This window comes from Chryseobacterium sp. SN22, from assembly GCF_008329705.1.
GTDB lineage: Bacteria > Bacteroidota > Bacteroidia > Flavobacteriales > Weeksellaceae > Chryseobacterium.
In genome coordinates, this window is record NZ_VTSX01000009.1 from 124,087 (window position 1) to 135,946 (window position 11,860).

At 39.4% G+C, this 11,860-nt stretch carries 9 protein-coding genes; 3 read left to right on the forward strand and 6 right to left on the reverse strand.

All coding sequences use genetic code 11. From position 1 onward, the window contains the following. Positions 1–14 precede the first annotated feature (14 nt). The 6 genes from FY557_RS07950 to FY557_RS07975 form a co-directional block, all read right to left on the reverse strand. The gene (locus FY557_RS07950) at positions 15–2,300 is read right to left on the reverse strand and encodes a TonB-dependent receptor domain-containing protein (protein ID WP_149246728.1); all 2,286 of its coding nucleotides are present in this window, start codon (positions 2,298–2,300) and stop codon (positions 15–17) included. Between the two features lie 564 nt (positions 2,301–2,864). Next, positions 2,865–3,203 (reverse strand): DUF3817 domain-containing protein, encoded by a 339-nt coding sequence (locus FY557_RS07955; RefSeq protein WP_149246729.1) that lies wholly within the window; start codon positions 3,201–3,203, stop codon positions 2,865–2,867. 97 nt (positions 3,204–3,300) lie between these two features. Continuing rightward, on the reverse strand, positions 3,301–3,885 hold the full coding sequence (gene nadD / locus FY557_RS07960) for a nicotinate (nicotinamide) nucleotide adenylyltransferase (protein ID WP_149246730.1): 585 nt from the start codon (positions 3,883–3,885) through the stop codon (positions 3,301–3,303). Positions 3,886–3,920: 35 nt separating this feature from the next. Continuing rightward, positions 3,921–5,633: a single-stranded-DNA-specific exonuclease RecJ gene (recJ, locus tag FY557_RS07965; protein WP_149246731.1), complete on the reverse strand. Its 1,713-nt coding sequence runs from the start codon at positions 5,631–5,633 to the stop codon at positions 3,921–3,923. 66 nt (positions 5,634–5,699) lie between these two features. After that, entirely contained in the window at positions 5,700–7,073 is a 1,374-nt protein-coding gene (locus FY557_RS07970) for an alpha-amylase family glycosyl hydrolase (RefSeq protein WP_149246732.1), read from the reverse strand. A gap of 79 nt (positions 7,074–7,152) precedes the next feature. Further along, complete coding sequence (locus FY557_RS07975; RefSeq protein ID WP_149246733.1) at positions 7,153–8,775, reverse strand: ABC-F family ATP-binding cassette domain-containing protein; 1,623 nt, start codon at positions 8,773–8,775, stop codon at positions 7,153–7,155. Between the two features lie 193 nt (positions 8,776–8,968). On the opposite strand from FY557_RS07975, the gene smpB reads away from it, so the two are divergent. From smpB to FY557_RS07990, 3 genes are all read left to right on the forward strand, one after another. Continuing rightward, positions 8,969–9,427 carry an SsrA-binding protein SmpB gene (gene smpB / locus FY557_RS07980; protein ID WP_149246734.1) on the forward strand — a complete coding sequence of 153 codons (459 nt, stop codon included), beginning with the start codon at positions 8,969–8,971 and terminating at the stop codon, positions 9,425–9,427. A 77-nt stretch (positions 9,428–9,504) separates the two neighbouring features. Beyond that, entirely contained in the window at positions 9,505–10,992 is a 1,488-nt protein-coding gene (locus FY557_RS07985; protein ID WP_149246735.1) for an OmpA family protein, read from the forward strand. Between the two features lie 94 nt (positions 10,993–11,086). Then, positions 11,087–11,827, forward strand: a complete 741-nt coding sequence (locus FY557_RS07990; protein ID WP_149246736.1) for a YebC/PmpR family DNA-binding transcriptional regulator — start codon at positions 11,087–11,089, stop codon at positions 11,825–11,827. Positions 11,828–11,860: the final 33 nt, after the last annotated feature.

The window sequence follows — 11,860 nt, forward strand, 5'->3', positions numbered from 1 at the left end:
AAGAAATGATTGGCTTATCGGGTCCTGTTTTTAATAGCATCCGAAGCACTTTTGATCTCTCGTACTTTCTTTACCTTTTTATTTCCGAAATTGTAGGTAAGGCTTACCGTGATATTTCTCCTGTACATATCGTTTTTAATGTAATTGTAGTTGCCGTTGCTCTGGTAATCTTCAATTTCCACAATATTGGTTCTCAGGACATCATTTACATTCACGGCAAAGGTCCAGTCATTCCAGTTTTTCTTGATGCTCAGGTCAAGACTCATTAAGTTCTTCAGAACTCCCAGTTCAATCTGCTGTTTGTCTACATAAAAGAAATTCACGCCCAAAAACCATGTTTTATTTTTATCGAGGCGCAGGGTATTGTTGCTATTAATAACCAGGCTGGTGGATTTTCTGTTGTTAATATACGTATCGAAAACCTGTCCTGTCGTAGGATCCGTGCTTAACGTTCCGTTGTTGATGTTATGCTGAACCCCTGCATTGAAATTCAACGTCAGATACTGTTTGAACAACGATTTCTGAATTCCCAACATGGCAGACATTTCCTGCTTGTCTCCGAAATTGGTCCGGATGTAGGCCAGTTTTACTCTTTTCATTCCTTTGTCATCAATATATTCTCTCTGTAAAGGTACCTGGGTAATCTGGTCTTTTTCATAGGTGTGGTTCAGAATAACAAAATAAGAATTTTTGTACATATAGGTCAGCTCCTGATTGTAATTTGAAGAAGCTTTTACAAACGGGTTATTCTGAGTATAATTGTCTTCAGTGATAATATTCCTTACCGGATTCAGTTCCCAGAAGCTCGGTCTTCCCATCCTGCTGGAAAATGAATAGGAAATATTATTCTTATCATTAATGGCATAATTAAAGCTCAGATAAGGCAGGAAATTATTGTAATTTCTTTCAATCCTTTGGTGTTGTTGTTCAGGTACCGTATTCGTCGGGCTGTCTGCCGTTCCCAGGCTATTGGTAATTTCATATCGGGCACCCACTTTTCCGGAGAATTTATCGGAAAATTTCTTTTCAAAAGTGACGTAGGCCCCATAGATGTTTTCATCGTAGATAAAGTGATTGAAATCCGGGTTGGTCGTAATACCTGTCAGATTACCGGTGGCAATGTCGTAATCGTAAGCAGAATTATAGTTTTTGGTATCGTTGTCGGTTTTGGTTTTATTGAAATTACCTCCGACAGAAAGGGTAAAATCATTTTTAAACTTCTGGATATAATCTACGGTTCCGGAGAAGTTGTTGACAATTTGCGGAATATTCTGGATGATTTTTCTGCCTGTTCTTGAAAAACCGGATGGGCTGCCCTTCACATCGGAATACATGGTGTTGTTATCCGAATACTGAAATCTTTTGTAAATAAGATAAGCCGCATTGGCATTGAATTTACTTCCAAGGGAATCAAGTTTTATTTCATAGTTTAAATTCACCGAATTGTTATAATTTCTCGCATCCTCTTTATTCTTAGTTTTGGTATAACTGGTTTCTAGGATCCCTTTGTCATTCGGCATGGTTAAGGTATTCAGTAAATCGATGGTGGAATTATAGCTTTTATTGGCCCATGAATTCCAGGAAAGGCCGAGGTTACTTTTTTCAGTCAGCTGATAATCGATATTCAGGTAACCTCCGAGATTTTTATTAGGGTCATCGATGTTTCCCACCGATTCGTTACGTACCTGTCCGATACCGTTTCTCAAAACATAAGACTGTGGATTGATATTCTCACCGCCGCTTAGATTAGCGTTAACTCCAAGCTTGTCTTTTCTGTAATTTACGGAGAAACTGGCGTTGCTGGCATTGTATTTATTCTGGGTGTTGGACATTCTCATATTCCCACTGGTTCCGTCGCTCATTTTTTTCTTTAACACAATGTTGACGATACCGTCTGAGGATTCTACCTGATATTCGCTTCCCGGAACCGTGATCACTTCTATTTTCTGGATGTTTTCGGCTGGCGTGTTTTTCAGGAACTGGGTAAGGGACTCCGCATCCATATTGCTTTTTCTGCCATTAATGTAAATGAGCACATTGTTTTTTCCTACAATTTTAAAAGTCTTGTCATCGGTGGTCGATAGCAGGGGAGTCTGCTTAAGAAGATCGAAAGTCGTATTGCCTTTCGCTACAGGAGAAGAGGCTACATCATATACAAAACGGTCGCTTTGCTTTTTAAAAACCTGTTTCGTAAGTGTTACTGCTTCTATGCTTTTTGTTTTTACGGTATCCTGTTTTTTTTCCTGGGCAAAAGTGAATCCACTGAAGAATATGGCGGCAATAAGAATCTGAGTTTTCATGACTTTATCTTTTTAAAGAGTTTAATAGCTTGTATTTGTTATTATTTAACATTGCAAAGATATATAATAAATTTAGTATCATGCAATACAAAGTACTTAAAAAGTTTTTAAATTAAATTTAATTATTTGATTTTCAATAACTAAAATTTAGATTGAATTTTTAACTTTATTAGTCTTATTACTCATTAGAACAATTCGCAACTTCATTCTGTTACATGACGGAATGAAATTTTCAGAAAAATAATGAGTCTATGGAAAATTTTTTAGGTTCGAGATAAGAAATGGGTTGCTTAATCTTTATGTATTTACATAAAATTAATAAAAGCTTTTTGCCATTTGTAATAAATTTATTATAAATCAGTTAATGCGGTCAAGAAACGGATTAGCTGAATCGCCATTTAAATACAGCTTATAGTAGGATAAACAACATCAATTTAATATTTGGGCACACTTGTTATGTGTCAATATTAAAACTTCCATCATCCGGCTTTCCTGTTCCAGTCTGTTAACTTTCAAGTAATGTTGAAAAAAGAAAGGACCGTGATGGTCCTTTGAGATATTTTTTCATTCCCGGTCGAAGCGGGCAAGCTTTTTATCAATCCAGATGGTCGCGAAAGGGAAGAATGCTGCAATTAAAGAGAAGACACTGTCCTCATCGTCCCAGGAAAATATTTTTCTTATGGCAGGCAGGAATACAAGATAAAGCGTAAAAAATAAACCGTGGATGCTGCCGATTGTACTGATATACACAATAGGGAAAATATCTTTAGGATTGGTCCGGATCCAGATCATTGCCGTAAAAAGGAAAAACCAGGAAACAGCTTCTGCCAGACAGATGTTTTTAAACCATTTGATCACTTTTTCCTGCGGATATTTTGAGAATAATTTTTCTAAGAAATTCATAATTGTTCAATTGACGGTTCTGTAGTAATCTCATAACCGGTATTCAGAAAACTTCCAGCTTCCATCTCCCTTCGTCCAGCCTGAAACATGAACAAATTTACTTATAAAAACTGCTTCCATCCAAATACTCAAAAACTTCCGGTGGCAGCATCGGCCTTACATTCTTTCCGGTTCGGATCATATTCCTGATTTCGGTGGCGGAAAGTTCGATGACCGGAGCTTTGATCAGGGAAATGTTTTCATGCTGCAGCAAATCGGGATCTTTTTTATCACCCTCAAAAATTCTCGGGTAAACGATGATGTGATGATTTTTGATTAAAGCATCTGCATTTTTCCATTTATGCAATCCTGCCAGGTTATCTTCACCCATGATTAAACTGAAAGAATAATCGGGATATTTTTCGTGAAGATAGGTAAGGGTATCAATGGTATAGCTCGGTTGCGGTAAAGAAAACTCAACATTGGAGGCCCGCATTTTCGGATAATTTTTTACCGCAAGCTGTACCATGTCCAGCCGGTTATGGTCTTTCAATAGGGATTTTTTTTCCTTAAAAGGATTCTGCGGGCTTACCACAAACCACAATTCGTCCATGTCCGAATGTTCCAGGATATAATTTGCTAAGATGAGATGCCCGATATGAATAGGGTTGAATGAACCGAAAAAAAGTCCGATCTTTTTCATTTTTAATTGATACGTTGAAGGATTAATAAAATGAATTAATCTCTGAATTTCACATCTTTGATATTCAGGTAATGTGTAACGTTTCCTTTCCAGTGGTTTTCTTCCAGCGTAAAGGCCAGATCAAAATATTTATTCCTGAAATCATCCGCAAACTGACCCAGCTTAAAACCTACACATTCAATATTTCTTCCGGTAGATTCCTGCCGGATGTAAAACTTAAGGTGGTTGTTGTCTTTCCCCATCGTTTTAATGTAACCCGAAACTTTCTGGTTGGTCAGCGTCAGGATCGGCTTCATATTGTGAGGCCCAAAAGGCGCCAGCTTCCTGTGGAAATTAATGAACTCGCGGTTGATTTCATCGATCTGGATTTCAGAATCGATTGTGATGCACGGCTCTTTCTGATGGTCTTTGATTTTCTCGGAAACCACCCTTTCGAATTTTTCCTTGAAAGCATCAAACTTCGCCTTCTCCATCGAAAGTCCTGCAGCCGCATGATGTCCTCCGAATTTCAGAAAATATTCCGAACACATATCCAGAGCCTCATGAACGTCAAAGTCTGAAACAGATCGTGCTGAAGCAACCATTTCCCCGTTATTGCCGTCGGTAAAAACCAGGGTCGGCTTATAATAGGTTTCGATCAGCCTTGAAGCCACAATTCCGATGACGCCTTTGTTCCATTCCGGATGGTAAACAATGGTGGTGTATTTTGTTTCCTGCTGGGATTCGATTACTTGGTTCAGGGCAGAAAGAGTGGAATTCATATCCAGTTCCCGTCTTTCATCGTTAAGGTTCATGATGTCGCTCACAATCTGGTGCGCATGCTTCAGATTGTCGGAAACCATAAGCTCAACGGCTGCTTTTCCGTGGGAAATTCTTCCGGCCGCATTAATCTTCGGGGCAATTTCAAAAACGATATTTGAAATTTCGAAATGAGAAAGTTTGTCTTCCGGAATCAATAACCGTAAACCTAAATTTCTCGTTTTACGCAGGGTTTTAAGTCCCATTTTAGCCAAAACCCGGTTTTCCCCTGTCATCGAAACGATATCGGCAGCAATGGAAATGGCAAGGAGATCGGTGAGTTCAAACAATTCCGCTTCGGGAAGCTTATAAATGGTATTTAGTCCCTGGCATAATTTAAATCCGACACCGCATCCTGAAAGTTCCTTAAAGGGATAGCGGCAGTCGCTTCTCTTGGGATCCAGTACGGCAACCGCAGTCGGTATTTCTTCGCCTGGCAAATGGTGGTCGCAGATAATAAAATCGATACCCAGATTTTGGGCATAATTGATCATATCGAGTGCTTTGATTCCGCAGTCCAATGCGATAATCAGGGAGAAACCGTTTTCTTTGGCGAAATCAATGCCTTCTGTCGAAATTCCGTAACCTTCGGAATTCCGGTCGGGAATATAATAATCTAAATATTTTTTCTGAACAATTTTGCTGAGGTACAGGTACATCAGAGCAACGGCAGTCGTGCCATCCACATCATAATCCCCGTACACCAGTATTTTTTCTCCGTTTTCGATGGCTGTTGCAATACGTTCTACCGCTTTCTGCATGTCTGCCATTAAAAACGGATTGTGGATGTCGGTAAGGTTCGGTTTAAAAAATTCTCGGGCCTTTTGATAATTGTCAATTCCTCTCAAAACGAGGAGTTTAGATTCAAAAGTACCAAAACCAAGTGACGAACTTAATCCATCCACAATTTCTTCATCGGGTTCGGGCTTGTAAATCCATTTTTGACTCATTTCACAAAAATAGGGAAAATTTTTTTAGGAACCGGGCAAAATTCAGCCAGCTTGGCGGGATAAAATTTATTTATTCTTTATAAAAACCCTGTAATCCCAGGCGCTGAGTTTCAGCGAGATTTTGTTCTGGGAAATAACCAGAGGACTTTCTGAAAACAATTCCTTATAGCTGCTTTTAATATATTTTGAATCCAGCGTTACATCCGCTTCCTGATCCGAAAAATTAATAACCGTGAGCACGGCATCCCCGTTTTTCTCGCGGTAAAATGACAGGATCTTATTCATGTTATCATTGGTCACCCGTTCCATTTCGCCGCCCCATTTTCCGTTCCACAATGCCTGGTTGTTATGTTTAAGGGTGAACAGTTTTTCATACATCAGGGCAAACTTATGGTCTCTCCATACGATCGGGTCTTTTTCAAAAAAAGCAAGGCTCCTGTCCAGGCCTGTTTCCTGACCGCTATACACCAAAGGCATTCCGTTGACGGTACTGCACAGGACCATGGCTGCTTCCAGCCCAGGTCCGAAATTGGAGAACTGGTTTCCCTCCCAGGAATTTTTGTCATGGTTATCCGTAAAGGTCATGCGGTAAGAATTAAAGGGGAAGCTGTTGACATCATGCGCCATATATTCAAAAAGGGCAGGTGCTCCTTTCTTTTCTATAGTCGCCTGCTTCAGTTTATCCCAAAGCGTCCAGGAATACGTCATGTCAAAAGATTTCTTATAAAGATCACGGGATTCCCATTCGGCAAGCATGAAAACCGGTTTTATCCTATCCAGTTCCGCCCTTGCGTTTTCCCAGAAATCTACCGGGATGAAGCCGGCAACATCACATCGGTATCCGTCGATATCTGTTTGGGAAATCCAGTATTTAAGCGCGTCGGTCATGTATTTCCTGAAATCCGGGTTGTTGTAATCAAAATCAATGACGTCATCCCAATCGTACCAGGGCGTCGGCTGAAATTTTCCTTCCCGTGTTTTGGTATACCAGTCCGGATGTTGCTTGGCTAAAGGATTGTCCCATGCCGAGTGGTTTCCGACCCAATCGATGATCACATGCATTCCTATGCTGTGGATTTTATCAACCAGACTTTTGAAATCAGCCAGAGACCCAAAATCAGGATTAATCCCTTTAAAATCTTTTACCGAATAATAGCTTCCGAGGGTTCCCTTTCTGTAAAGTTTCCCGATCGGATGGATGGGCATCAGCCAGATAATATCCACACCCATTTTCTTCAGTCGGGGAAGATGTTTTTCAAAGGCTTTGAAAGTACCTTCAGAAGTATACTGCCGGATATTCACTTCATAAATCGTCGCATTTTTTGTCCATTCCGGATGGTTAATTTCCACATAAGGCTTCGGCTGATACCGTGGATCCTTAGTTTGTCCGTAGGCAGACAGAAAAAACAATAGTATAATCAGCGAATATATTTTTTTCATGAGATCAGATATTTACCCTAAGATATAAATAAAAAAGCGTTTCGGAAGGAAACGCTTTTTGAATTCTGTTTAATGTATTTTATGAATACATTTTCTCTCTTAATTCTTTTACTTTTTTATCAGCAAGATATTCATCGTACGTCATTTCACGGTCAATGATTCCGTTCGGCGTCAGTTCGATGATTCGGTTACAGACTGTGGAAAGCATTTCGTGGTCATGAGAGGACAGCAGGATGTTTCCTTTAAAGTTGGACAAAGAGTTGTTCAATGTCGTAATACTTTCAAGGTCTAAATGGTTGGTGGGTTCATCAAGCAAAAGGATATTGGCTTTCTGAAGCATCATTCTGCTGAACATACATCTCATTTTCTCACCTCCGGAAAGTACCTTACATGATTTCAAAGCTTCATCACCGGAGAAAAGCATTCTCCCCAAAAATCCTCTTACGAATTCTTCGTGACGCTCTTCATCATTTTTCGTGAACTGTCTTAACCAATCTACCAAACTTAAATCTTCCTGGAAGAAATTGGTATTATCCAAAGGCATGTGCGATTGGGTTGTCGTAACTCCCCATGCAACCGTACCTTTATCTGCTTCAACATTTCCGGCAAGAATTTCGAAGAATTCAGTAATGGCTAATGAGTTTTTAGACAGAACCGCAACTTTATCCCCTTTTTTAAGATTTAAGTCGATGTTTGAGAATAACAATTCTCCGTCTTTGGTTTTTTCAAGACTTTTTACATCAAGGATCTGATCTCCCGCTTCTCTCTCCATTTCAAAGATAATCGCAGGATATCTTCTGGACGAAGGTTTAATATCATCAATGTTCAGTTTATCGATCATTTTCTTTCTTGCCGTAGCCTGTTTTGCTTTAGCAACGTTGGAACTGAATCGGGCGATGAAATCCTGAAGTTCCTTCTTCTTTTCTTCTGCTTTTTTATTAGCCTGTGCTCTTTGTCTTGTGGCTAATTGAGAAGCCTGATACCAGAAAGAGTAGTTACCGGTATAAAGGTTCAATTTCGCGTAATCCAAATCACCGATATGGGTACAAACGGTATCCAGGAAGTGACGGTCGTGAGATACAACGATTACAGTATTTTCATAATCCGCAAGGAAGTCTTCAAGCCACGAAATCGTGTCGATATCCAGGTCGTTGGTAGGCTCATCGAGAATCAGTACATCCGGGTTTCCGAAAAGAGCCTGCGCCAATAGAACTTTTACCTTGTCCTTGTTTTCAAGCTCGCTCATCATCTGCCAATGCATATCGTCTTTGATCCCAACATTGGAAAGCATGGTCTGTGCATCGGATTCGGCAGTCCATCCCCCCATTTCGTCATAGATCACGCCCAATTCCCCGGCTTTGATTCCGTCTTCATCAGAGAAGTCCTCTTTCGCATAAAGCGCGTCCATCTCTTCTTTTATCTCGAATAATTTCTTGTTACCTCTCAAAACCGCTTCAAGCACCGTATACTGGTCGTAAGCAAAGTGATCCTGCTCCAGAACCGACATTCTTTTTCCAGGCTCAAGCGATATATGTCCTGTCGTTGGATCCTGTTTTCCGGTCAATATTTTAAGGAAGGTAGACTTTCCTGCACCATTTGCTCCGATAATCCCGTAGCAGTTTCCTTTCGTAAACATAATGTTTACCTCGTCAAAAAGAACTCTTTTCCCGAATTGTAAAGATAAGTTAGATACTGTTAACATATAGTTTTGTAAATTTGGCGCAAAAATACGAAAAGAATTTGGGTATTTCGTAATAATGTAATTGTCAAGTTCTTAAATATTGGGATATTTTTTATATATTCCATCATAAATAACCTGATGGTGAGAAAGGCATAATACGGATTGGCCGGAAAAATGCATTCTTTGCATGTATTCTAAAATACAACAACTTAAAATGAAGATTGAAAAAACAGTAAATATATTCAACAGAAGAGCAAGATTTGAATACGAAATCCTTGAAGAATTTGAAGCGGGAATGGTTTTAACGGGCACGGAAATTAAATCTCTGCGCTCTTCAAAAGCTTCCATCACAGAATCCTTCTGCCAGTTTATTGATGGGGAATTATACATTATCAATATGATGATTGATGAATATAAATTGGGAACTTTTTATAATCATAAAACAAAAAGGGAACGGAAATTGCTCTTGCACAAAAAAGAATTGCAAAAACTTGAAAAAAAGTTAAAGGATGCAGGCAATACGATCATACCTTTAAAATTATATATCAATGACAGGGGGAAAGCAAAGGTCCTGATTGCGCTTGGTAGAGGGAAAAAACTCTTTGATAAAAGGGAAAGCATAAAAGATAGAGAAAATAAACGAAACCTCGACAGAATATTAAAGAAAAGTTAAAAATCAGCGTCAAAACTTTGTATATAAAGAAAAATTATATTTATTTTGCATTATCAATTATTTAATCATTTAATTCTATGAAAAATCTAAAATTAGGAATTTCAGCATTGGCACTTACTGTTGCTTCTACTGTGTTCGCTCAGACTACCAACAATCCGTGGTTGATCGGGGTTGGTGCTCATGCGGAAAATCACCTTGCACAGGCAGGAGACTTCAGTAATACATTCTCTGCTAGAAACTTGACAAAAACAATGTTCAATGTGAACAATTTCTCTATTACTCCACCATTGTCAAAACTTACCGTAGCTAGGAACATCGGTAAAGGTTTTGTTATTGACTGGCAGACTACCGTTGGTAATGTTGAGAATAAGAGATTCAATATGGGTAAAGAATTCATGTTGATGACAGGTCTTGGTTTCCAGGCTAAAGCAGCAGGGATTCTATGGAACGAAGAATCTTGGTTTGATCCATATTTAAGAGTTGGTGCCAACTATTTAAGACATGACTATACATCTCTAACTTTTCCAAGAAATGATGCTAACGGCGTTTATGTTCAGAATGGAGATAACGGTAACGAAAACGGTAAAGCAAATTTCTTTGCTCTTGCTACAGGTGCTGGTGCAAACTTCTGGTTAACAAAGAACTTTGGTTTAGGGATCCAGGGAGATTATGTATCTACTCCGGGTGATAAATCTACCGTAGCTAATTTCTGGCAAGCTTCTGCATCTCTTAACTTCAGATTCGGTAACAGAGACAGAGATAAGGATGGTATCTTAGATAAAGACGATTTATGTCCGGATACACCAGGTTTACCAGAATTCCAGGGATGTCCTGATACAGATGGTGACGGTGTTCCAGATAAAGACGATCAATGTCCAGATGTAGCTGGTCCGGTTGAAAACAACGGATGCCCTTGGCCAGATACTGACGGTGACGGTGTAATCGATAAAGATGATGCTTGTCCTACAGTTGCTGGTCCGGCTGAAAACAACGGATGTCCTTGGCCAGATACAGACGGTGACGGTATCCTTGATAAAGACGATGCTTGTCCTACCGTTCCAGGTCTTCCTGAATACAACGGATGTCCTAAGCCTAAAGCTGTTACAGCTAAAACTGTTGAAGAGAAATTAGGAAGTGTATTCTTTGATTTCAACAAAGCGACAATTAAAGCTGAGTCTAAGCCAGCTTTAGATGAAGCTGCTGACCTGATCAAAAAAGACGGAGGTAACTACTTACTAGAAGGTAGAACCGATGCTAAAGGATCTGAGGCTTACAACCTGAAATTATCTAGAGAAAGAGCTGCTGCGGTAGTTGCTGCTTTAGATGCAAGAGGTGTAGATGCTAACGCACTTAAATCTATCGGTGTTGGTAAAGCGAAAGCTACCGTACCTGCTACAGCTTCAGATGCTGAAAGACAAGTAGATAGAAAAGTTGTAGTAACAGCTATCGAAGATGCGGCTCAGTGGAATGCTCTTAAAAAGAGAGATTACGATGATCCGACTCCGGTAAAAGTTAAAAAAGCACCGGCTAAGAAAAAAGCGGCTGCTAAAAAAAGAAGAAAATAATTAAATTTTTCTGAATATAAATACCTCCAGTGTTCTGGGGGTATTTTTTTTTTGTTGACTTTTAATTAATTTTGTTGAAAATTAAAAATTTAAAATGGGAAGAGCATTTGAATATAGAAAAGCTTCTAAAATGGCCCGATGGGACAAAATGGCCAAGACTTTCTCCAAAATAGGTAAAGATATCGCATTAGCTGTGAAAGCTGGCGGTACAGATCCTGAATCCAATCCGGCATTGCGAAGATGCATCCAGAATGCGAAAGGAGCCAACATGCCAAAAGACAATGTGGAAAGGGCGATTAAAAAAGCAAGTGGTGCCGATGCGGAAAATTATGAAGAAATTACATACGAAGGCTATGGACAGGGCGGAGTGGCATTTTTTGTGGAATGTACTACGAACAATACTACCAGAACAGTAGCCAACGTAAGAGCAATTTTCAATAAGTTTGACGGTAACTTAGGTAAAAACGGTGAACTGGCTTTTATCTTCGACAGAAAAGGGATTTTTACCATCGATCTGGCGCAGATCAAAATGGATTGGGATGATTTCGAAATGGAAATGATCGATGGCGGAGCGGAAGATGTTGAAAAGGATGAAGAAGAAGTAATGATCACTACGGCATTTGAAGATTTCGGTTCGTTATCTCATAAATTGGACGAATTGGGTGTTGAAGCTAAAAGTGCCGAACTTCAGAGGATTCCTAACAATACCAAAGAGGTAAACGAAGAACAGTTCAAGGCAAACATGAAGATGCTGGAACGTTTTGAAGACGATGATGATGTACAGAATGTATATCACAATATGGAAATCACCGAAGAGCTGATGGAAACGTTATAAAAAATAATATAGCATTCATATACAGTTAATTTT

Coding starts and splice junctions, on each gene's coding strand:
- nadD (WP_149246730.1), bottom strand. CDS start 3,885: ATGAAAAAGATCGGACTTTTTTTCGGTTCATTCAACCCTATTCATATC.
- FY557_RS07985 (WP_149246735.1), top strand. CDS start 9,505: ATGAAAAATCTAAAATTAGGAATTTCAGCATTGGCACTTACTGTTGCT.
- smpB (WP_149246734.1), top strand. CDS start 8,969: ATGAAGATTGAAAAAACAGTAAATATATTCAACAGAAGAGCAAGATTT.
- FY557_RS07955 (WP_149246729.1), bottom strand. CDS start 3,203: ATGAATTTCTTAGAAAAATTATTCTCAAAATATCCGCAGGAAAAAGTG.
- FY557_RS07970 (WP_149246732.1), bottom strand. CDS start 7,073: ATGAAAAAAATATATTCGCTGATTATACTATTGTTTTTTCTGTCTGCC.
- FY557_RS07990 (WP_149246736.1), top strand. CDS start 11,087: ATGGGAAGAGCATTTGAATATAGAAAAGCTTCTAAAATGGCCCGATGG.
- FY557_RS07950 (WP_149246728.1), bottom strand. CDS start 2,300: ATGAAAACTCAGATTCTTATTGCCGCCATATTCTTCAGTGGATTCACT.
- FY557_RS07975 (WP_149246733.1), bottom strand. CDS start 8,775: ATGTTAACAGTATCTAACTTATCTTTACAATTCGGGAAAAGAGTTCTT.
- recJ (WP_149246731.1), bottom strand. CDS start 5,633: ATGAGTCAAAAATGGATTTACAAGCCCGAACCCGATGAAGAAATTGTG.